This window comes from Pseudomonas sp. B37(2017), from assembly GCF_002112885.1.
Lineage (GTDB): Bacteria > Pseudomonadota > Gammaproteobacteria > Pseudomonadales > Pseudomonadaceae > Aquipseudomonas > Aquipseudomonas paraglycinae.
Window position 1 is genome coordinate 38,706 of record NZ_NEIX01000008.1, and the last position, 22,261, is coordinate 60,966.

The window sequence follows — 22,261 nt, forward strand, 5'->3', positions numbered from 1 at the left end:
AGCAGGCGGCGAAAGCTTTGCCGGCCTTGCAGCACAAGTTCGCAACAATTGTTGTGCAGAGTGCGTCAGCGGCGAAATTGCCGGCCTGCTCGGGCCCCGATTCAGGTAGAATGCGCGCCCGGTTTTTGGAGAAGCTCATGACCCTGCTCAAATTCAGCGATGTGTCCCTTGCATTCGGCGCGATGCCGTTGTTGGACAAGGTGTCCTGGCAGATCGCCCGTGGTGAGCGGGTGTGCATCATCGGCCGCAACGGCACTGGCAAATCCAGCATGATGAAACTGGTCAAGGGCGACCAGAAGCCTGATGACGGCTCGGTGTGGCGTGCCCCCGGTCTGAAAATCGGTGAATTGCCACAGGAATTGCCGGTGGCCGACGAGCGGACTGTGTTCGACGTGGTTGCCGAAGGCCTCGATGGCGTCGGCGCCTTGCTCGCCGAATACCATCATCTGAGCCAGAACATCGTCACCGACGCCGATCTGGACAAACTGATGCACGTCCAGCACGACCTCGAAGCGCGCGATGGCTGGCGCTTGCAGACCCTGGTCGACAGCACCCTGAGCCGCCTGCAACTACCGGCCGACAAGACCCTCGCCGAACTGTCCGGCGGCTGGCGTCGTCGTGTGCTGCTGGCGCAGGCGCTGGTGTCCGAGCCGGATCTGCTGCTGCTCGACGAGCCAACCAACCACCTGGACATCGGTGCGATTGCCTGGCTTGAAGAAGCGCTGAAGGATTTCCAGGGCGCCGTGCTGTTCATCACGCACGACCGTTCCTTCCTGCAAAACCTCGCCACCCGCATCCTGGAACTGGATCGCGGCGGCCTGATCGACTGGAACGGCGACTACGCCAGTTTCCTCGTCCATAAAGAAGCCGCACTGGCCGCCGAAGAAACCGCCAACGCGCTGTTCGACAAGCGTCTGGCCCAGGAAGAAGTGTGGATTCGTCAGGGCATCAAGGCCCGTCGCACCCGTAACGAAGGCCGCGTACGTGCGCTGAAAGCATTGCGCGTGGAGCGCAGCGAACGTCGCGAGCGCACCGGCAAGGCCAACATCCAGCTGGAAACGGCGGAGAAGTCCGGCAAGCAGGTAATGGTGCTGGATAACGTGAGCTTTGCGCATCCGGGCGGTCCGTTCCTGATCCGCGATTTCTCCATGGTGCTGCAGCGCGGCGACCGGATCGGTCTGCTCGGCGCCAACGGTACCGGCAAGACCACTCTGCTGAAACTGATGCTCAGCGGTCTGCAACCGACCAGCGGCAAAGTGGAAGAGGGCACCAAGATCGATGTGGCCTACTTCGACCAGTTGCGTCATCAGCTGGATCTGGAAAAGACCGTGATCGATAACGTCGCCGAAGGTCGCGACTTCATCGATATCGACGGCCAGAGCCGCCACGTGCTGAGCTACCTCGGCGACTTCCTGTTCAGCCCGCAGCGTGCCCGCACGCCGGTGAAGGCGTTGTCCGGTGGTGAGCGTGCGCGTCTGTTGCTGGCCAAATTGTTCAGCAAGCCGGCGAACCTGCTGGTACTCGACGAACCGACCAACGACCTCGACGTGGAAACCCTCGAGCTGCTCGAAGAAGTGCTGCTGACCTTCAACGGCACTGTGCTGATGGTCAGTCACGACCGGGCATTCCTCGACAACGTGGTCACCAGCACTCTGGTCTTCGAAGGTGAAGGCAAGGTGCGCGAATACGTCGGCGGCTATCAGGACTGGATCCGTCAGGGCGGTTCGCCGCGTCTGCTGGGCGTGACCGAAAGCAAATCCGGCAAGGCCGACCTGAACTCGGCGGTGGTCACTGCCGAACCGGCTCCGGTTGCCGCGCCGGTTGCTGCGGCTCCAGCGGCGAAGAAGAAGTTGAGCTACAAGCTTCAGCGCGAGCTGGAAGCGCTGCCGGGCGACATCGACGCCAAGGAGCAGCAGATTGCTGCTGTCGAGGCTGAAATGGCCGAGGCCGGCTTCTATCAGCGTCCGCCGGCCGAGACGGCCAAGGTGATTGCTTCTCTGGAGCAGTTGCAGGCTGAGCTGGATGCGCTGGTGGAGCGTTGGGCCGAGCTGGACGCCTGATTGTTTCAAGGCATGAAAAAGCCCGGCGTCCAGTGATGGGCGCCGGGCTTTTTTAGCTTTTCACAAGTGCCTGGGATCAGCGTTTGACCAAGTGCACCGCCAGCACATCGCAAGGTGCGCCGTGCAGCACGTCATTGGCGGTCGAGCCCAGCAACAGCGCCAGACCATGCCGGCCATGGCTGCCGACCACGATCAGGTCGCATTCCTGTTCCTTGGCGAAATGGTGGATTTCCTGACGCGGCTGGCCGTAGGTCAGGTGGCAGTTGGCGCCTTCAAGCTCGGTGTACTTGTGCTTCAGGCGTTCGAGGCGTTCCTTGGCCTGATCGAACTGCTGTTGTTGCAGTTGTGACAGATCCATCGGTACGTCACCGCCGAAGGCCATGGCCATCGGTTCAACGATATGCACCAGCGACAGCTTGGCGCCATTGCTCACCGACAGCTCTCGGGCGCGGTGGATCACAGGGTCGCACTCTTCGGTCAGATCTACGGCGACCAGGATATGGTGGTAGGGCATGAGGTGCTCCTCGTGAGGGATCAATATTGTTAAGTATGGCTGGTTTCAAGCGCATTGGTTCCAAAGTGACGCAATGGGCTCATCAAGAATCGGGAGTAGAGATATGACGGTCTGGCTGGTGGTGTCAATCCTGCTGGTGGTGTTGAGTCCCCTGGCGTGGTTGCGTCCGTCCCGTGCACAGAGTGGCCGGATAGCCTTGCGCACCGAGGCCCGGCGCATCGGGCTGGCCATGCAGCTGGCGCCCCAGGAGTGGCCGCACTGGCTGAGCCAGGAGCCGCCAAACCCGTGCGCGCAATACCATCGGCCACGCCGTGGCAAGCAGTCGGCGTGCTGGACGTATTGGCAGAAATCCCCGGGTGTTTGGGTGAATCAGTGGCAGGAAGTCTGTGAGGATCCACTGCTGCTGAATCATTTCGAAAAATTGCCGGGCAACGTTTTCAAGGTCGAGGCGGATAAGCAGATGATCGCCCTCTATTGGGGCGAGAAGGGTGAGGCGTCGGTTTTGCTGGAGATTGATGCCACGCTGAAAGCGCTGGCATGACTTGCGGACTTTTCGCGCTGCAACGGTGCGAAACGTCTGGCAGACGCGCAATAAAAAGCCCGACATGATTCATCGGGCGGGGTTGGCCAGGCAGGCCGGAAATTCTTTTTGGCGTTGAACCGGAGTCATCCGGTCAGCAAATCTGCGCCTGTTTTCCTTCGTAGTCCAGCCAGCGTAGCCTGTTAAACAAGGCTTGCGGTGAATTAGGGCGACTTTTCTAACTATTAATCTTATGAATGCCCTCACATGCAAGCGTCTGTGGCCGGGCTGCGTCCTACAGAAATGACCGCAAAGTCGCATTTCAACCCGTATTTAGGGCGATTGACAATTGTCGGAAATTCCGTGAAGGTGGCGTACCCAAATCAAACGGGCGTATGAATTGAGCGTTTGTATTGCAGACTGCTCCTACAGAATCCCGACTATCGCGTTGGCGGGTGTGCCGGGTGGATGAGTGTCAGCATCGACGAAAAAACGTCCTGCCGAGCCATTTGCCTGCGTCCGACGTGTACTGTTCAGCTTCCATATCGTGGAGATCAGTTGATGATTTACGAAGGTAAAGCCATCACGGTTAAAGCTCTTGAAAGTGGCATCGTCGAATTGAAATTCGACCTCAAGGGTGAGTCCGTCAACAAGTTCAACCGTCTTACCCTGAACGAACTGCGTCAGGCCGTAGACACCATCAAGGCAGATGCTTCGATCAAGGGCGTGATCGTCAGCAGTGGCAAGGACGTGTTCATCGTCGGCGCCGACATCACCGAATTTGTCGACAACTTCAAGCTGCCGGATGCCGAGCTGGTTGCTGGCAATCTCGAAGCCAACAAGATCTTCAGCGATTTCGAAGACCTCAACGTTCCGACCGTCGCCGCGATCAACGGCATCGCCCTGGGGGGCGGCCTGGAAATGTGCCTCGCAGCGGACTACCGCGTCATGTCGACCAAGGCCAAGATCGGTCTGCCGGAAGTCAAGCTGGGCATCTACCCGGGCTTCGGCGGTACCGTGCGTCTGCCGCGCCTGATCGGTGCCGACAACGCCATCGAGTGGATTGCCGCCGGCAAGGAAAACCGTCCTGAAGACGCGCTGAAAGTCGGCGCCGTCGATGCCGTGGTTGCCCCTGAAAAGCTGCAGGATGCCGCCCTTGAGCTGGTCAAGCGCGCCGTCTCCGGCGAGTTCGACTACAAGGCCAAGCGCCAGCCCAAGCTGGAAAAGCTCAAGCTGAACGCCATTGAACAAATGATGGCTTTCGAAACCGCCAAAGGTTTCGTGGCTGGCCAGGCTGGCCCGAACTACCCGGCCCCGGTCGAAGCGATCAAGACCATCCAGAAAGCCGCGAACTTCGGTCGTGACAAGGCGCTGGAAGTTGAAGCCGCAGGTTTCGTGAAACTGGCCAAGACCTCTGCCGCGCAGAGCTTGATCGGTCTGTTCCTGAACGATCAGGAGCTGAAGAAAAAGGCCAAGGCCTACGACGAAATCGCCAAGGACGTGAAGCAGGCTGCCGTACTGGGCGCCGGCATCATGGGTGGCGGTATCGCCTATCAGTCGGCCTCCAAAGGTACGCCGATCCTGATGAAGGACATCAACGAGCACGGCATCGAGCAAGGTCTGGCTGAAGCCGCCAAGCTGCTTGTCGGTCGCGTTGATAAAGGCCGCATGACCGCCGCGAAAATGGCTGAAGTGCTCAACGGCATTCGTCCGACCCTGTCCTACGGTGATTTCGGTCACGTCGACCTGGTCGTTGAAGCCGTGGTCGAGAACCCGAAGGTCAAGCAAGCCGTTCTGGCGGAAGTCGAAGACAAGGTCAAAGAGGACACCATCCTCGCGTCCAACACCTCGACCATTTCCATCAGCCTGCTGGCCAAGGCCCTCAAGCGTCCGGAAAACTTCGTCGGCATGCACTTCTTCAACCCGGTGCACATGATGCCGCTGGTGGAAGTGATCCGTGGCGAGAAGTCCAGCGAGCTGGCGATTGCCACCACCGTTGCCTACGCCAAGAAAATGGGCAAGAACCCGATCGTCGTCAACGACTGCCCGGGCTTCCTGGTCAACCGCGTACTGTTCCCGTACTTCGGCGGTTTCGCCAAGCTGGTCAGCGCCGGTGTGGACTTCGTCCGTATCGACAAGATCATGGAAAAATTCGGCTGGCCGATGGGCCCGGCGTACCTGATGGACGTGGTCGGCATCGACACCGGTCACCACGGCCGTGACGTGATGGCCGAAGGCTTCCCGGATCGCATGAAGGACGACCGTCGTTCGGCCATCGACGTGCTTTACGAAGCCAAGCGTCTCGGTCAGAAGAACGGTAAAGGCTTCTATGCCTACGAGGCCGACAAGAAAGGCAAGCAGAAGAAAGTCGCCGATCCGTCGGTACTGGAAGTGCTCAAGCCGATCGTCTACGAGCAGCGCGAAGTCACTGACGAAGACATCATCAACTGGATGATGATCCCGCTGTGCCTGGAAACCGTGCGTTGCCTGGAAGACGGCATCGTCGAAACCGCTGCCGAAGCCGACATGGGTCTGGTCTACGGTATTGGTTTCCCTCCATTCCGTGGCGGTGCGCTGCGCTACATCGACTCGATCGGTGTTGCCGAGTTCGTTGCCCTGGCCGACCAGTACGCTGATTTGGGCGCGCTGTACCACCCGACCGCGAAGCTGCGCGAAATGGCCAAGAACGGCCAGAGCTTCTTCGGTTAAGCGCCCCCAACTAGAGTGAGAGTGAACTTATGAGCTTGAATCCTAGAGACGTCGTGATTGTCGACTTCGGTCGTACTCCGATGGGCCGCTCCAAGGGCGGCATGCACCGCAACACCCGCGCCGAAGACATGTCGGCGCACCTGATCAGCAAACTGCTGGAACGCAACGCCAAGGTCGATCCTGCCGAAGTCGAGGACGTGATCTGGGGCTGCGTCAACCAGACCCTGGAGCAAGGCTGGAACATCGCGCGCATGGCGTCGCTGATGACCCAGATCCCGCACACCTCGGCCGGCCAGACCGTCAGCCGTCTGTGCGGCTCGTCGATGAGCGCGCTGCACACCGCTGCGCAAGCGATCATGACCGGTAACGGTGACGTGTTCGTGGTTGGCGGCGTCGAGCATATGGGTCACGTGAGCATGATGCACGGTGTCGATCCGAACCCGCACATGTCCCTGTACGCGGCGAAAGCCTCGGGCATGATGGGCCTGACCGCTGAAATGCTGGGCAAAATGCACGGTATCACTCGCGAACAGCAAGACGCCTTTGGCGTGCGTTCCCACCAGTTGGCCCACAAAGCGACTGTGGAAGGCAAGTTCAAGGACGAAATCATCCCGATGCAGGGTTACGACGAGAACGGTTTCCTGAAAACCTTCGACTACGACGAAACCATTCGTCCGGAAACCACCCTGGAAAGTCTGGCGGCTCTGAAGCCGGCGTTCAATCCAAAGGGCGGCACCGTAACGGCCGGTACTTCGTCGCAGATCACCGATGGTGCTTCGTGCATGATCGTGATGTCGGCACAGCGTGCACAGGACCTGGGCATCCAGCCTCTGGCGGTGATCCGCTCGATGGCGGTAGCGGGTGTGGACCCGGCCATCATGGGCTATGGTCCGGTACCGGCTACTCAGAAAGCACTGAAACGTGCCGGCCTGGGTATCAACGATATCGACTTCTTCGAGCTCAATGAAGCGTTCGCCGCACAGGCTCTGCCAGTGCTGAAAGACCTGAAAGTGCTCGACAAGATGAATGAGAAGGTTAACCTGCACGGCGGCGCGATCGCCTTGGGTCACCCGTTCGGTTGCTCCGGTGCCCGTATTTCCGGCACCTTGCTGAACGTGATGAAGCAGAATGGCGGCACCTTCGGGGTGGCCACCATGTGCATTGGCCTCGGCCAAGGCATCTCCACCGTCTTCGAACGCGTTTAAGCGTCTCGTCGATGGAAGCCGGGGCCAAGTGCCCCGGTTTTTGTTTTTGCGGATTTATTTTTGTTTTTATTTTGAAAAAATTTGAGTGAGGGCCGAAGCATGCCGATACAACCTGGGCTCTACCAACATTACAAAGGTCCGCAGTACCGCGTATTCAGTGTTGCGCGGCATTCCGAGACCGAAGAAGAAGTGGTCTTTTACCAAGCCCTGTATGGCGATTACGGCTTCTGGGTACGTCCCTTGAGCATGTTCCTGGAGTCCGTCGAGGTTGACGGGGAGCAGGTCCCACGCTTTGCTTTGGTGCAAGCCGAACCGAGCCTTTTTTCGAAGCCGTAAGGCGAGTGCGCGCAAAACCCTGCGCTTGACCTCACCTTGTAGCCACTATATATAGCGGTGCCGCGTCAGGCGCCAACCGCCTTTCACTTCTAGAATTCAGGAATTTTCTGATCCATGGGCAAATCGCTGGTCATTGTGGAATCCCCGGCTAAGGCCAAGACCATCAACAAGTATCTGGGCAACCAATACGTGGTGAAGTCGAGTATCGGCCATATCCGAGACCTGCCCACCAGCGGTTCGGCTAGCGCCAGCAAGGAGCCAGCCGCCAAGCGCGGGAAAGCTGCTGCGGGCGAAGCGCCAGCGCTGTCGCCGAAAGAGAAGGCGCGCAAGCAGCTGGTCTCGCGCATGGGTGTCGATCCCGAGCACGGCTGGAAAGCCAAGTACGAGATCCTCCCGGGCAAGGAAAAGGTCATCGAAGAGCTGCGCCGGCTCGCCAAGGATGCTGACACCATCTATCTCGCAACCGACTTGGATCGCGAGGGGGAAGCCATTGCCTGGCACCTGCGCGAAGCCATCGGTGGTGATGACAGCCGCTACAAGCGCGTGGTGTTCAACGAAATCACCAAGAAGGCGATTCAGGAAGCCTTCTCGGAGCCGGGCGAACTCGACATCGATCGAGTGAACGCGCAGCAGGCCCGTCGTTTCCTCGACCGCGTCGTCGGCTACATGGTCTCACCGCTGCTGTGGGCGAAGATCGCTCGTGGCCTGTCCGCCGGTCGCGTGCAATCGGTTGCCGTGAAGCTGGTGGTGGAGCGTGAGCGCGAGATCCGTGCGTTCAACCCGGAAGAGTACTGGGAAGTGCACGCCGACCTCGGCACCACCAAAGGTTCGACCGTGCGTTTCGAAGTGGCTCGCGAGAAAGGTGAAGCCTTCAAACCGCTGAACGAAGCCCAGGCTACGGCCGCGCTGGAGAAGCTCAAATCTTCCAGCTACAGCATCGTCAAGCGTGAAGACAAGCCAACCAGCAGCAAGCCGTCGGCACCGTTCATCACCTCCACACTGCAACAGGCCGCGAGTAACCGCCTGGGCTTCGGTGTGAAGAAAACCATGATGATGGCTCAGCGTCTGTACGAAGCCGGCTACATCACTTATATGCGTACCGACTCGACCAACCTCTCGGCTGATGCCGTGGCGATGGCGCGCGATTACATCGAAACCGAGTTCGGCAAGAAGTACCTGCCGGAGTCGCCGAACGTCTACAGCAGCAAGGAAGGCGCACAAGAGGCTCACGAAGCGATTCGTCCGTCTGACGCCAACACCACGCCAGCCAAGCTGGCCGGCATGGAGCGCGACGCTGAGCGCCTCTACGAGCTGATCTGGCGCCAGTTCCTGGCTTGCCAGATGCTGCCGGCGCAATACCTGTCGACCACCGTCAGCGTCGCTGCCGGCGACTTCGAGCTGCGCGCCAAGGGCCGCATCCTGAAGTTCGACGGTTACACTCGTGTGCTGCCGCAGATCACCAAGCCTGGCGACGATGACGTTCTGCCGGACATGGCGCAGGGCGACGTGATGAAGCTTATAAAGCTCGATCCGTCCCAGCACTTCACCAAGCCGCCGGCCCGTTATTCGGAAGCCAGCCTGGTGAAGGAAATGGAAAAGCGCGGCATCGGCCGTCCTTCGACCTACGCAGCGATCATCTCGACCATTCAGGATCGCGGCTACGTGACCCTGCACAACCGTCGTTTCTATTCGGAAAAGATGGGCGACATCGTTACCGAGCGTCTGTCGGAAAGCTTCTCGAATCTCATGGACTACGGCTTCACCGCCGGCATGGAAGAGAATCTCGATGACGTGGCCCAGGGTGAACGCGACTGGAAAAACGTGCTGGACGAGTTCTACGGCGACTTCAAGAAAAAACTTGAAGTGGCGGAGAATCCGGAAGCCGGCATGCGTGCCAACCAGCCGGTAATGACCGACATTCCTTGCACCACCTGCGGCCGTCCGATGCAGATTCGTACTGCATCGACCGGTGTATTCCTCGGCTGCTCGGGTTACAGCCTGCCGCCGAAAGAGCGCTGCAAGGCCACCGTCAACCTGGTGCCGGGCGATGAAATCGCGGCGGACGACGAGGGCGAGTCGGAATCCCTGGTGCTGCGCGGCAAGCATCGCTGCCCGATCTGCAGCACGGCGATGGACGCCTACCTGCTCGACGAGAAGCGCAAGCTGCACATCTGTGGTAACAACCCGGATTGCGCCGGCTACGAGATCGAAGAAGGCAGCTATCGCATCAAGGGCTACGAAGGTCCGAGCCTGGAATGCGACAAGTGCGGCAGCGAGATGCAGCTCAAGACCGGCCGTTTCGGCAAGTTCTTCGGTTGCACCAACCCGACGTGCAAGAACACCCGCAAACTGCTGAAAAGCGGTGACGCGGCGCCGCCGAAGATGGATCCGGTGAAGATGCCTGAGCTGAAATGCGAAAAGGTCAACGACACCTACATCCTGCGCGACGGTGCATCCGGCCTGTTCCTGGCGGCCAGCCAATTCCCGAAAAACCGCGAGACCCGTGCTCCGCTAGTGATCGAGATTCTGCCGCACAAGGACGAGATCGATCCGAAGTACCATTTCCTGTGCGAAGCGCCGCAGAAGGATCCGGATGGCCTGCCAGCGGTGATCCGCTACAGCCGCAAGACCAAAGAGCAGTATGTTCAGACCGAAGTCGACGGCAAGCCGACTGGCTGGAAAGCGTTCTTCGACGGTGGTAAGTGGACAGTTGAGGACAAGCGTCCGGCGAAAGCCAAGGCTTGAGCAATCGCTGATCTGAAGGTGCCCTGACTGGGCATCTTCAACACAAAAGGCCGCATGACAACCTTCGGGTTTTCATGCGGCCTTTTTGTTTAATGCTTGCGGTCAGATCGGCTGATCCATGACACTGTCCGGCCTGTGTGAAGCAATTATTTCGTTGTGGAGAGTGCCGACATGGCCCACGAACTTTATACCCGTACCAATCAGAAGATCTATTTCGCGGGTTTGTCGCTGGAAGCGCTGGCCAGGGCCGAAGAGGGGCGGGCGATGAACTCGCTGGCGCTGATTCAGGCCGGGCGCGAATCCGCACTGTTTCATCTCTACGGTGCGTTGTTGGGGCTGTGTCATGAAATCGCCGGCTTCTATCGTTTGCCGCAAGCCAATGCGTCGCGGGCGGAAACTCTGCTGACCCGCGAAGTGCTGGAGTCGATTGCCATTCCTGAGCTGGCGGAGATGATCGAGCTGGCAGGCAATCCGGAGACCTGGCTGGCTAAATTGCTGGCCGCGCACTCGGCGCTGTTTCAGCCGCCACGGGTGCCACACAAGCCGAAGGGCGATGTGACGCAGCCGTTAATTCAGGCGGTGAATCTGGATGAAGAAGAGGCGGTTGAAGAGCTGAGCCGCGAAGAGCTCGAGAGCTGGCGGCAGAACCTCAAGGGGCTGGCGATCCGTTTCCGTGAAGGCTTGAACGAGTGCTGAGGAACTGTGGACTGGCGGCGACGAGAGGCGTGCTGCTGGTCAAGATCCCGAGCGAAGCCTGAATGATGTCTATATAATCCCTGCCTTTCGTGGAGAACAGACCTATATGCCAACGTCCTTTCTAGAAATTGTCGAGCTACCAGACGGCCGAATCGAACTGCGCAGGGCCGAGGACGAGGGTTCTCTGGTAACTCTGGATTTCTCCGAGGATGCCAAGGCGTTTCTGCAAGGCCAGCACGTTGAAATTGCCAAGGCGATGTTGAGCGTCGGCGTGCAAATGGCGGGGCGTATGGTTGAAGGCGAATTCGATAAGGATGAGGGGCCGCGGGTTCTTCATTGATCCGCTGTCTGTCAGTTACTGCTCCAGATCGGCTTCTCTATCCCTGGAGAAGCCCTGCGCTTTACATGGCGCGCATTGTTGCTGAATCACCCCAAACGAATGTTCAGGCTTTGAGCGTCCCCGGTACGGGCGGCGCTGATCAGCTGTTGCCGTGATCCTGCGCTCAATGGATTCAGCCACGTGACGACTGTGTGGCTGCGGCCCAGGCGTAATGCTTCGCAGGCCAATTGCTGAGCGCTTTGGGCGCCGCGCGGTTGCAACAGCAGGATGCGTTCGCGATTCAATCCAGCGTCCCGCAGCCAGGTCTGGGTCAGGCTGGCAGGCGGTGCAATCAGGGTCAGCCAGCGTGCGTCCTGATCCTCGCTCAGTTCGCGAAGAATCGGTGCCAGCAGGCTCAGGCAGTTCCCGGCCGCACCGCGCAGTGACAGCTCGCTGAACGCTTCGGGTTCGGTATTCCACGGCCGCTCGACGACATCCTTGAGGATGGGGGCGATGGGCTGCGCCAGAAACGCTTCGAACAACGGCAGTTGTGTTTGCTGAGGTGCGTGTGGGAACTGCATAAAGCCTCCTTTAGCGGCGGATGACGCCGACACTCAAGCCTTCGATGACCAGTTCCTGGTCTTTCAGGTTGACTTCGATAGGGGCGAACTCGGGGTTTTCGGCAATCAGCCAGACTTTGCTGCCGTCACGCTTGAAGCGTTTGACGGTGACTTCGTCGCCGATCCGGGCAACCACGATCTGACCGTTGCGTGCCTCGCGGGTGGTGTGAACCGCCAGCAAGTCGCCGTCGAAAATACCGATGTCCTTCATGCTCATGCCGTGGACGCGCAACAGGTAGTCGGCGCGCGGATGAAAGAAGGCCGGGTTGATGTTGCAGGACTCTTCGATGTGCTGCTGGGCGAGAATCGGTGCGCCGGCAGCCACTCGACCGATGATCGGCAGCGTGGATTCGTCGACCTTGGCTTCGAAGCCGGGGATGCGAATGCCGCGAGAGGCACCCGGAGTCATCTCGATCGCGCCTTTACGGGCGAGTGCCTTGAGGTGCTCTTCGGCCGCGTTGGGCGATTTGAAACCCAGTTCCTGAGCGATTTCCGCACGGGTCGGCGGGTAGCCGTTGTCTTCGAGGCAGCGTTTGATAAAGGCCAGAATCTCGGCTTGGCGTGGCGTCAGCTTAAGCATATTGATCGCTCTGTCTTTTTATACAGTGACTGGGATTATATACAGTGAAGCAGTCTTGGCAATGATCGTTTTTTGCCATGCCGCCGGACGGTCAGTGACGACGCTGATTAATGTGGCGTCCTTGTTGTGGTTAAATAACTGACCGACCATTCCCAAAACGAACTGGCAGGCTTGACAAGGCATAGGCTGAAACGTATGTTTCAAACAAGTGTTTGTCAGGCGGAGTAGCCATGGCCCAGTCGGAAACCGTTGAACGCATTCTTGATGCTGCAGAACAGTTGTTCGCGGAAAAAGGTTTCGCTGAAACCTCATTGCGTCTGATCACCAGCAAGGCAGGGGTCAACCTCGCTGCGGTGAACTATCACTTCGGTTCGAAGAAGGCGCTGATCCAGGCGGTTTTTTCGCGCTTCCTCGGTCCGTTCTGCATCAGCCTCGACAAAGAGCTGGAGCGCCGCCAGGCCAAGCCAGAGAACAAGCCTTCGCTCGAAGAGCTGCTGGAAATTCTCGTCGAGCAAGCGCTGGTGGTGCAGCCACGTAGCGGCAACGATCTATCGATTTTCATGCGCTTGCTCGGTCTGGCATTCAGTCAGAGCCAGGGCCACTTGCGCCGTTATCTGGAAGACATGTACGGCAAGGTATTCCGTCGCTATATGTTGCTGGTGAACGAAGCCGCGCCGCGCATTCCTCCGATCGAACTGTTCTGGCGTGTGCACTTCATGCTCGGTGCTGCAGCATTCAGCATGTCGGGTATCAAGGCCTTGCGCGCGATTGCCGAGACCGATTTCGGTGTCAACACCTCCATCGAACAGGTGATGCGTCTGATGGTGCCGTTCCTGGCAGCCGGTATGCGTGCCGAAACCGGCGTCACCGACACGGCCATGGCCACTGCGCAGTTGCGACCACGCAGCAAATCCGCGCCGGCACCTGCCAAGGTTTAACCGTCCATGGGTGGGCGCGGCAGCTGACATCCGCTAAGCTAGCCGCCCATGTCGACTCTCGTTCTGAACCCGTTTCTCATTGAAATCACCGACCCGCCGGGCAATGCCCCGCGCGGTGATTTTGTGGGCGACGGGTTTTTCGTTTTCAAGGAATCTCTATGACTGCTGGCCTGCAAGGCTCGTTGATGGTGGACGTCGCCGGTACCTGGCTGACGGCCGAAGATCGCCAATTGTTGCGCCAGCCCGAAGTGGGCGGCCTGATCATCTTTGCCCGCAACATCGAGCATCCGCGCCAAGTGCGCGAGTTGAGCGCGGCGATTCGTGCCATTCGTCCTGACTTGCTGCTGGCGGTGGATCAGGAGGGCGGTCGCGTCCAGCGGCTGCGTCAAGGCTTCGTGCGTCTGCCGGCCATGCGCGCCATCGCCGACAATCCGAACGCCGAGTATCTGGCCGAGCAATGCGGCTGGATCATGGCCACCGAAGTGCTGGCAGTCGGCCTCGACCTGAGCTTCGCGCCGGTGCTGGATCTGGATTACCAGCGCAGCGCCGTCGTCGGCACCCGCTCGTTTGAAGGTGACCCGGAGCGTGCTGCGCTACTCGCCGGTGCTTTCATCAAAGGCATGAACAGCGCCGGCATGGCCGCCACCGGTAAGCATTTTCCCGGCCACGGCTGGGCGGAAGCCGACTCGCACGTCGCGATTCCCAACGACGAGCGCAGCCTCGAAGAGATTCGCGCCAACGACCTCGTGCCGTTTGCCAGACTCAGCAAGCAACTGGCCGCCGTCATGCCGGCCCACGTCATTTATCCGCAAGTCGATGCGCAGCCCGCCGGTTTCTCCCGGCGCTGGTTGCAGGACATCCTGCGCGGTGAGCTGCAGTTCGACGGCGTTATCTTCAGCGATGACCTGTCGATGGCCGGCGCGCATGTAGTGGGCGACGCCGCCAGCCGTATCGAAGCCGCGCTCAGTGCCGGTTGCGACATGGGCCTGGTGTGCAACGACCGAGCGGCCGCCGAACTGGCCCTGAGCGCCGCGCAGCGCATGAAGGTCAAGCCGTCGCCGCGCATCGCGCGCATGCGCGGTCAGGCATTCGCCAACACCGAATACCGTCAGGATCCGCGCTGGCTGACCGCTGTCGGCGCGCTCAAAGACGCTCAACTGATCGATTAAGGATTTTTCGCTATGACGGTTTACGCAATCATCGGCGGCACCGGCCTGACCCAGCTGGAAGGCTTGAGCATTCGTCAGTCGCTAGCGGTGGATACGCCTTATGGCGCGCCATCGGCCGAGGTTCAGATTGGCGAGTATGCCGGCAAGGAAGTGTTATTCCTCGCTCGTCACGGTCACCCGCATCGCTTCCCGCCGCACAAGGTCAACTACCGCGCCAACCTGTGGGCGTTGAAGCAGGCCGGGGCCGAAGGGATCATCGCGGTCAACGCCGTGGGTGGGATTCATCCTGCAATGGGCACCGGACATTTCTGCGTGCCGCATCAGATCGTGGACTACACCAGCGGTCGCGAGCACACCTATTTCGCCGATGATCTGGAACATGTCACACACATCGACTTCAGCTTTCCCTACAGCGAACCGCTGCGTCAGCAATTGATTGCTGCGTTGGCCGCCGAAGGTTGCGAGTACAGCGATCAGGGCGTTTACGCCTGCACCCAGGGCCCGCGACTGGAAACCGTGGCCGAGATCGTGCGTCTGGAGCGTGACGGTTGCGACATCGTCGGCATGACCGGCATGCCGGAAGCGGCGCTGGCTCGTGAGCTGGATCTGGATTACGCCTGTCTGTCGCTGGTGGTGAACCCGGCGGCGGGCAAGACCACTGAAGTGATCACCATGGCCGAGATCGAGCAGGCGTTGCACGATGGCATGGGCAAGGTGAAATCGACGTTGGCGCGCGTACTCAGGGGCTGAGTCTGGCTCGAAACTGAGTCGAGCCTTTCGCGGGCAAGCCCGCTCCCACAGAGGTCACGCTAAACCTGTGGGAGCGGGCTTGTTCGCGAATCGATCTGATAGCCGACAAAGATCTCAGCGCTTTTCAAACTTGTCCGGCAACGGCGCAAACAGCGCCTCGATATCGTCACTCTGCAACTTCCAGTCCCCGGCCTTGCGCCCATCCAGCACACCGGCCGCCAGGTCGGATTTTTCCTTCTGCAAGTGCTGAATCTTCTCCTCGACCGTGCCCCGGGCAATCATCTTGTAGACGAACACCGGCTTTTCCTGACCGATGCGATACGCGCGGTCGGTTGCCTGATTCTCGGTCGCCGGGTTCCACCACGGATCGTAGTGAATCACCGTGTCCGCTTCCGTCAGGTTCAGGCCCACACCACCAGCCTTCAGGCTGATGAGAAAGATCTGACGCTTGCCGCTCTGGAATTCCTTCACAGGCGTTCGCCGATCACGGGTCTGTCCCGTCAGCAGCGCATACGCGACATTGCGCTTTTTCAGCTCGTCCTCGATCAGTGATAGCATCGAAGTGAACTGCGAAAACAGCAGAATCCGCCGGCCTTCCTCAAACAACTCCTCGAGCATTTCCATCAGGCTGTCGAGCTTGCCCGAGGTGCTGCCGCGAGCGGGCAGGGTAGCGTCGTTGACCAGGCGCAAATCGCAGCAGACCTGACGCAGCTTGAGCAACGCTTCGAGAATGATGATCTGACTGCGCGCCACGCCTTTGCGGGTGATCTCGTCGCGAACCTTCTTGTCCATGGCCAGACGCATGGTTTCGTACACGTCGCGCTGCGCTTCGTTGAGCTCGACCCAGTGGATGATCTCGGTTTTCGGTGGCAGCTCGGTCGCGACCTGTTCCTTGGTGCGGCGCAGCAGGAACGGTTTGATCCGACCGTTGAGGTGCTGAAGTCTGACTTCGCTCGCGCGCTTTTCAATCGGCACGCGGTAATCGGCGTTGAAGCTTTTGACGTCGCCGAGCCAGCCGGGCAGCAGGAAGTGAAACAGCGACCACAGTTCGCCCAGGTGATTTTCCAGCGGCGTCCCGCTCAGGCACAGGCGCTGACGCGCATTGAATTCACGGGCGGCCTGGGCGGCTTTGCTGTTCGGGTTCTTGATGTACTGCGCCTCATCCAGCACCAGTACATGCAGCGGCTGCTGGGCCAGACGTTCGACATCCTTGGGCAGCAGTGCATAAGTGGTGAGGATCAGGTCGTAATCGGCCAGATGCTCGAAATGCTTTTTACGGCTGGCACCGTACAAGGCGACAACCTTGAGCTGTGGCGTGAAGTGCGCCGCTTCGTCCAGCCAGTTGGGAATCAGGCTGGTGGGCATCACCACCATGCACGGGCGATCCAGACGCCCGGCGTTTTTCTCGCTGAGAATATGCGCCAGTGTCTGTAAGGTTTTGCCCAGGCCCATGTCGTCCGCGAGAATCCCGCCGACTTCAAGTTGCCGCAGCGACTGCATCCAGCTCAAGCCTTCGAGCTGATAAGGACGCAGCGTTGCATTCAGTCCCTTCGGTGCTTTGGCGCTGTAGTCGCGGATATCACGCAAGCGCTGGGCGAAGCTGCGAATCTGTTCGCCACCCTCCCAGAGCAGGGGAATGCCTTCCAGCGAATTCAGGCGCGTGGCGTCGGCCTTGCTCAGGCGCAGGGTGGTTTCGCCCGGTTCCTGCAAATAAAACTCGCCAAGGGTCGCCAGCACCGGCTTCAGCCGGCCGAGGGGCAGGGCGACTTGTAACGGTCCGTGCTCGCTGTTGCGTTGCGGAATGTTCACCAAAATCAACTCATCGTCCCGTCGTCGGGCAAGGCGTTCGGGGTTGAGGATTTCCGTGTGCGAGCGCATCAGATTGAGCAGAATCGGCAGCAGGCTCAGACGCTCGCCGTTGACGATGATCCCCAGCTCCAGATCGAACCAGTCGCGCTCCGGCGTCTGCTCGACGGTGGCGTACCAGTCGTCGACGGCGGTCAGGTCGAAACCGAACTCATCGTCGACCAACAGCTCCCAGCCTTGAGTGCGCAGCTTCGGCAGATCGTTGAGGGTGAACGTCAGCCAGGCGCTGTCGTTGACCATCTCGTAGAGTTCGCCGGCGCTTTCCGGCAGGGCCTTGCTCTGGCGGGTGGCGATGCGGAACCCGAGAATTCGCAGCTGCTCGCGGTAGCTCTGTTCGATGTCCGGGTGGCGTTTGACCCGCAGGGTCTGGGCTTCCTGGCGAATCAGAATGTCGCTGTTCTTTTGCCCGCTGACGTATTCGTCGAGGTAGCTGAAGGACAGTGCCGCACGATGCTGGATATAACGCTGCATCTTGCCGTTGCGCGGTTCGAACGCGCTGAACTCGACGCTCGCCAGCCACAAGCGCGGCACCGGCTGCACGTTGTCCACCAGCACTTGCGGCGGCGCCTTCGGGCTGCGGTTTTCCAGCACGGCCTGGAGTTTTTCCAGCAGTTCGGCGTCCTTGGCGGCGGCGGGGTATTCGAGGGTTTCCTGCACTTGCAGCAACACCGCCGCACAGTGTTTGCAGTTGCTGTGCACCGGGCAGGTGCAGGTGGCGTCGACCATCAGCAGCGTGCCTTTGGCTGACTCGCGCAAGTGAATCGTCTGACGGTAGACGTTACCGCCAGAGCCTTCGCAACTAGCGGTAATGGTCGCGTCGCCGACCTGCACGAATCGCACCCGGTTTTCCAGCGCGTAGCGGCGGCCACGCTCCAGGCTTTGTTCCTTGAATCGGCTGACCCAGGAGGAGGCCAGCGGTTTACTCAGTGGCGGGGGCATAAGGACTTCGATCAGTCCGGAACGACTTCAGGCGCTTCCCGAGGCGCGGGCGCCGTCAGTGAAGTGATCTTGATCAGCAGGGCCAGGTGGCCGTTGTCGAGGTAGTTGAGTTGGCCGTTCTTGGTGTGGCTGTCCTGTTTCAGGCGCTCGCTGGCGGTGACCATGCCGTTGGCGTCGATCTGGTTGACCCAGAAGTCGGCGTTCACGTCAGTGAAGCGCCCGAGCTTCATTTCAATCGTGCCTTCGATCGGGAACTGGCCGAACTTCTCCTGACCTTCGCTGACTGCAACTTTCGCCGGCGTCTCGCCGAGAGTCTGCTGCCAGGCTTTATGCATCAGCACGCTGTACTCGCCGCTGGCGGTGAGTTTGGTCACAACGTCGTTCAGCGCCGGGGTGCGTTTGCTGTCATCGCCCAGGCGTTGAGCGCCGGCCGCCCAGTCTTCCGGTGCGGCGCGGCTGACAATTGCCGGCACGGCGTTCTGGCGTACCAGAATCATTTCGACCTGATACAGGTCATCGGCAAACGCCGTAGGTGCCACCAGGGTCAGTAGCAAAGTCAATGAGCGAAACAGGCGCATGCGGCGTCCTTCAAGCAGTTTTCGGGATGAGGCGCTCAAACAGCGCCTCCACAGTATTAAAGCGCTCTTCCGGGCGCTCCATCGGCACCTGGAACTTGAACATAGTGGCGCCTTCGAATTTGTAGCGTTTTGGCTGGCTCTGGATCAGTTTGATCAGGGTCATCGGGTCGACCGGCGTCTGCGCCGCGAACTCGATACGGCCACCTTGCGGGCCGCCATCGACTTTCTTGATGCCCAGCTGCTCGGCCTGCAACTTCAGCGCCGTGATGCGCACTAGATTCTTGGTCGGCTCCGGCAGCAGACCGAAGCGGTCGATCATCTCCACTTGCAGATCCTTCAGGCCTTCCTCGTCGGTGGCCGAAGCGATGCGCTTGTAAAGGATCAGGCGTGCATGCACGTCCGGCAGGTAATCTTCCGGAATCAGCGCCGGCACCCGCAGGTTGACCTCCGGGCCGCCGCCGAGCGGTTGATCGAGGTTCGGCTGTTCGCCCTTGCGGATCGACTTCACCGCGCGCTCGAGCATTTCCATGTACAGCGTGAAGCCGACCGCCTGAATCTGCCCGCTCTGGCCGTCGCCCAGCAGTTCGCCGGCGCCACGGATTTCCAGGTCGTTGGTGGCCAGCACGAAGCCAGCGCCCAGATCCTGAGTATTGGCAATCGCCTCCAGGCGTTTTTCCGCATCGCCGGTGATTTGCTGGCGCGGCGGGGTCAGCAGGTAAGCGTAAGCCTGGTGGTGACTACGGCCAACGCGACCGCGCAACTGGTGCAACTGCGCCAGACCGAACTTGTCGGCGCGCTCGATGATGATGGTGTTGGCGCTCGGCACGTCGATGCCGGTCTCGATGATGGTCGAGGCGATCAGCACGTTGAAGCGCTTGTGGTAGAAGTCGCTCATCACCTGTTCGAGTTCGCGTTCGCGCATCTGCCCGTGGCCGATGCCGATCCGCGCTTCCGGCACCAGTTCGGCCAGGTCGGCGGCGCACTTCTCGATAGTCTTCACGTCGTTGTGCAGGTAATAGACCTGACCGCCGCGCAGCAGCTCACGCAGCAAGGCTTCTTTGACCGTGCTCTTGTTCTGCTCCATGACGAAGGTGCGCACCGACAGGCGTCGTGCCGGCGGCGTGGCGATGATCGACAGGTCGCGCATGCCCGACACCGCCATGTTCAGCGTGCGCGGAATCGGCGTGGCGGTCAGCGTAAGAATGTCGACTTCGCTGCGCAGGGCCTTGAGCTGTTCCTTCTGACGGACACCGAAGCGGTGTTCTTCGTCGATGATCACCAGCCCGAGGTTTTTGATCTTGACGTCGTCCTGCAGCAACTTGTGCGTGCCGATGACGATGTCGATATTGCCTTCGGCCAGTTCGGCCACCGCAGCGTTCACTTCCTTGGCCGACTTGAAACGGCTCATCACTTCCACGGTCACTGGCCAGTCGGCGAAGCGGTCGCGGAAGCTGTTGTAGTGCTGCTGGGCGAGCAGGGTGGTCGGCACCAGGATCGCCACTTGCTTGCCACCGTGCACCGCGATGAACGCGGCACGCATGGCCACTTCGGTCTTGCCGAAACCCACGTCGCCGCAGACCAGGCGATCCATCGGTTTCGGCGCGAGCATGTCTTCGCGCACGGCTTCGATGGTGGATTGCTGGTCCGGGGTTTCTTCGAACGGGAAACCGGCGCTGAAGGTCGCGTAATCGGCCTTCGGGTCGGCGAACGCATAACCTTCGCGGGCGGCGCGACGGGCGTAGATGTCGAGCAGTTCGGCAGCCACGTCGCGGACCTGTTCGGCGGCCTTGCGCTTGGCTTTCTGCCAGGTCTCGGAGCCGAGGCGGTGCAACGGGGCCAGCGCATCGTCGCTGCCGGTGTAACGGGCGATCAAATGCAGGTTGGCCACCGGCACGTAGAGCTTGGCATTCTCGGCGTATTCGAGGGTCAGGAACTCAGCGGCCTGATTATCGATTTCCAGAATCGTCAGGCCGAGATAGCGACCGACGCCGTGGTCGATGTGCACCACCGGCGCGCCTTCACGCAGTTCGGTGAGGTTCTTGATCACCGCATCGTTGTTGGCGTCGGCGCGTTTTTCGCGGCGGCGACGCTGCATCACGCGCTGGCCGAACAGCGGACTTTCCGCGACCAGTGCCAGCGCCGGGTCGTCCAGCATCAGGCCTTCGTCGAGCGGGGCGATGGTGATCGCCAGGCGATCCTTGCTCGCGACGAAATCCGGCCAGCTGTCGACGGTTTTCGGCCGCAGCTTCAGGCGATCCAGCAACTCCAGCAGCACTTCGCGACGACCGGCGGATTCGGCGGTGAACAGCACGCGTCCCGGGAACTCGTCGAGAAATGCCGAGAGCGCGGCCAGCGGCTGGGTGGCCTTGGCTTCGATCGCCAGGTTCGGCAGCGCCTGCGCCGGGAAGCGTTCGCGGCCGGCACCGGTTTCCACGTCCTGCTGACTGGCGACCACGCGCGGCCAGTTCTTCAGGCGGGCAAAGCAGTCTTCCACCGGCAGGAACAGTTCGGCCGGCGGCAATAAAGGACGCGATGGATCGACGCGACGCTCTTCATAACGATTGCGCACATCGTTCCAGAAGTTTTCCGCCGCCTGCTCGATGCCCGGCAGCGAAAACACTTGGGTGTCCTGAGGCAGGTAATCGAACAGGGTCGAGGTTTCTTCGAAGAACAGCGGCAGGTAGTACTCGATACCGGCCGGCGTGATGCCGCTGCTCAGGTCCTGAAAGATCGGGCAGCGACGGAAGTCGACGTCGAAACGCTCGCGAAAACGCGCCTTGAAGCGGGTGACCGCGTCTTTCTGCAGCGGAAATTCCTTGGCCGGCAGCAACTTGACCGAGTCGACCTTGTCGATGGAGCGCTGGTTTTCCGGATCGAAGGTACGCAGGGTTTCGATTTCATCGTCGAACAGGTCGATGCGATACGGCAGTTTGCTGCCCATCGGAAACAGGTCGATCAACGCGCCACGCACCGTGAACTCGCCGTGTTCGTAAACCGTGTCGACGTAGCGATAGCCGCTGGCTTCGAGCCGCGAGCGCATTTGCTCGACATCGAGTTTCTGCCCGACATCCAGCACCAGGCTGCTGCCGAGCAGGAATTTGGTCGGCGCCAGACGGTGCAGGGCGGTGGTGATCGGCACCACCAGCACGCCATGCTCCAGCTCCGGCAGTCTATAAAGGCTGGCGATGCGCTGGGAGATGATGTCCTGGTGCGGCGAAAACAGATCGTAGGGCAGGGTTTCCCAGTCGGGGAAATGCAGCACCGGCAAATCCGGGGCGAAGAAGCTCAGCTCCTGCTCCAGCCGTTCGGCACTCTGGCTGTCGGCGGTCAAAAGCAGCGTGAAGCGCTTGGCAGCGCTGGCAGCCTCGGCAATCGCCAGGCTCAGGGCGGCACCGGGGAGGTTGCCCCAGTGCTGTTTACCTGCCGCGGCAGGGAGAAGCGGTAGACGCAGAACAGGCACGGAAGGTTGAGCTCCAGGCGTTGCGACAAAGTCGGTAATTGTAGCGGCGTCCGGTGCCGCCTGTCAGTTGCAGGATGCGTCTATCTGCGCTGTTTGGGAAAAATGTAGTGGTAACCATAAAAACCAGCGCTTTTTTTACGGTTATGTAGTGCCAAATGTCGGTGGTGTTACGGAGGGTTACAGACATCGTCTAACAGTCGTCGAAAAAATGGCTGCGCTGGAAGCCCCGGTTTTACTGGGCTGGCGGGGAGCGTTAT

The 22,261-nt window shown here is 60.2% G+C and carries 17 protein-coding genes; 11 read left to right on the forward strand and 6 right to left on the reverse strand.

What is annotated here, in order from left to right; all coding sequences use genetic code 11:
• Window positions 1–137: 137 nt before the first annotated feature.
• Complete coding sequence (locus CAF90_RS19875; protein WP_011335198.1) at window positions 138–2,060, forward strand: ATP-binding cassette domain-containing protein; 1,923 nt, start codon at window positions 138–140, stop codon at window positions 2,058–2,060.
• A 76-nt stretch (window positions 2,061–2,136) separates the two neighbouring features.
• Here the strand turns inward: CAF90_RS19875 and CAF90_RS19880 are convergent, their stop codons facing one another.
• Window positions 2,137–2,574, reverse strand: coding sequence for a universal stress protein (locus CAF90_RS19880; RefSeq protein WP_007953063.1), 438 nt, complete (start codon window positions 2,572–2,574; stop codon window positions 2,137–2,139).
• 103 nt (window positions 2,575–2,677) lie between these two features.
• Here CAF90_RS19880 and CAF90_RS19885 point away from each other — a divergent pair, with 103 nt between their 5' ends.
• The 7 genes from CAF90_RS19885 to CAF90_RS19920 all read left to right on the forward strand — a co-directional run bounded on the left by CAF90_RS19885 (window position 2,678) and on the right by CAF90_RS19920 (window position 11,125).
• The gene (locus CAF90_RS19885; protein ID WP_085608204.1) at window positions 2,678–3,115 is read left to right on the forward strand and encodes a hypothetical protein; all 438 of its coding nucleotides are present in this window, start codon (window positions 2,678–2,680) and stop codon (window positions 3,113–3,115) included.
• 540 nt (window positions 3,116–3,655) lie between these two features.
• Window positions 3,656–5,803: a fatty acid oxidation complex subunit alpha FadB gene (gene fadB, locus CAF90_RS19895; protein WP_085608205.1), complete on the forward strand. Its 2,148-nt coding sequence runs from the start codon at window positions 3,656–3,658 to the stop codon at window positions 5,801–5,803.
• 29 nt (window positions 5,804–5,832) lie between these two features.
• Window positions 5,833–7,008: an acetyl-CoA C-acyltransferase FadA gene (fadA, locus tag CAF90_RS19900; RefSeq protein WP_085608206.1), complete on the forward strand. Its 1,176-nt coding sequence runs from the start codon at window positions 5,833–5,835 to the stop codon at window positions 7,006–7,008.
• Window positions 7,009–7,107: 99 nt separating this feature from the next.
• The gene (locus tag CAF90_RS19905; protein ID WP_007953059.1) at window positions 7,108–7,344 is read left to right on the forward strand and encodes a DUF1653 domain-containing protein; all 237 of its coding nucleotides are present in this window, start codon (window positions 7,108–7,110) and stop codon (window positions 7,342–7,344) included.
• A gap of 114 nt (window positions 7,345–7,458) precedes the next feature.
• Entirely contained in the window at window positions 7,459–10,089 is a 2,631-nt protein-coding gene (gene topA, locus CAF90_RS19910; RefSeq protein ID WP_085608207.1) for a type I DNA topoisomerase, read from the forward strand.
• Window positions 10,090–10,260: 171 nt separating this feature from the next.
• On the forward strand, window positions 10,261–10,785 hold the full coding sequence (locus CAF90_RS19915; protein WP_085608208.1) for a DUF6586 family protein: 525 nt from the start codon (window positions 10,261–10,263) through the stop codon (window positions 10,783–10,785).
• Between the two features lie 106 nt (window positions 10,786–10,891).
• Window positions 10,892–11,125: a hypothetical protein gene (locus CAF90_RS19920; RefSeq protein WP_007953047.1), complete on the forward strand. Its 234-nt coding sequence runs from the start codon at window positions 10,892–10,894 to the stop codon at window positions 11,123–11,125.
• Between the two features lie 86 nt (window positions 11,126–11,211).
• On the opposite strand, the gene sulA is transcribed toward CAF90_RS19920, so the two are convergent.
• On the reverse strand, window positions 11,212–11,685 hold the full coding sequence (gene sulA, locus CAF90_RS19925; protein ID WP_085608209.1) for an SOS-induced cell division inhibitor SulA: 474 nt from the start codon (window positions 11,683–11,685) through the stop codon (window positions 11,212–11,214).
• Window positions 11,686–11,695: 10 nt separating this feature from the next.
• Window positions 11,696–12,304 carry a transcriptional repressor LexA gene (lexA, locus tag CAF90_RS19930; protein WP_007953044.1) on the reverse strand — a complete coding sequence of 203 codons (609 nt, stop codon included), beginning with the start codon at window positions 12,302–12,304 and terminating at the stop codon, window positions 11,696–11,698.
• 230 nt (window positions 12,305–12,534) lie between these two features.
• On the opposite strand from lexA, the gene CAF90_RS19935 reads away from it, so the two are divergent.
• The 3 genes from CAF90_RS19935 to CAF90_RS19945 all read left to right on the forward strand — a co-directional run bounded on the left by CAF90_RS19935 (window position 12,535) and on the right by CAF90_RS19945 (window position 15,161).
• On the forward strand, window positions 12,535–13,242 hold the full coding sequence (locus CAF90_RS19935; protein ID WP_007953037.1) for a TetR/AcrR family transcriptional regulator: 708 nt from the start codon (window positions 12,535–12,537) through the stop codon (window positions 13,240–13,242).
• Between the two features lie 170 nt (window positions 13,243–13,412).
• The gene (nagZ, locus tag CAF90_RS19940; protein ID WP_169432674.1) at window positions 13,413–14,411 is read left to right on the forward strand and encodes a beta-N-acetylhexosaminidase; all 999 of its coding nucleotides are present in this window, start codon (window positions 13,413–13,415) and stop codon (window positions 14,409–14,411) included.
• Between the two features lie 12 nt (window positions 14,412–14,423).
• A complete protein-coding gene (locus CAF90_RS19945; RefSeq protein ID WP_085608210.1) occupies window positions 14,424–15,161 on the forward strand; it encodes an S-methyl-5'-thioinosine phosphorylase in 738 nt (245 codons plus the stop codon).
• A gap of 114 nt (window positions 15,162–15,275) precedes the next feature.
• On the opposite strand, the gene CAF90_RS19950 is transcribed toward CAF90_RS19945, so the two are convergent.
• Genes CAF90_RS19950 through mfd form a run of 3 tightly spaced genes read right to left on the reverse strand, consistent with a single transcriptional unit; the run spans window position 15,276 to window position 22,004 of the window.
• A complete protein-coding gene (locus CAF90_RS19950) occupies window positions 15,276–17,966 on the reverse strand; it encodes a DEAD/DEAH box helicase (RefSeq protein WP_085608211.1) in 2,691 nt (896 codons plus the stop codon).
• Between the two features lie 11 nt (window positions 17,967–17,977).
• Window positions 17,978–18,544, reverse strand: coding sequence for a CsiV family protein (locus tag CAF90_RS19955; RefSeq protein ID WP_085608212.1), 567 nt, complete (start codon window positions 18,542–18,544; stop codon window positions 17,978–17,980).
• Between the two features lie 10 nt (window positions 18,545–18,554).
• Window positions 18,555–22,004 carry a transcription-repair coupling factor gene (gene mfd, locus CAF90_RS19960; protein WP_085608213.1) on the reverse strand — a complete coding sequence of 1,150 codons (3,450 nt, stop codon included), beginning with the start codon at window positions 22,002–22,004 and terminating at the stop codon, window positions 18,555–18,557.
• Window positions 22,005–22,261: the final 257 nt, after the last annotated feature.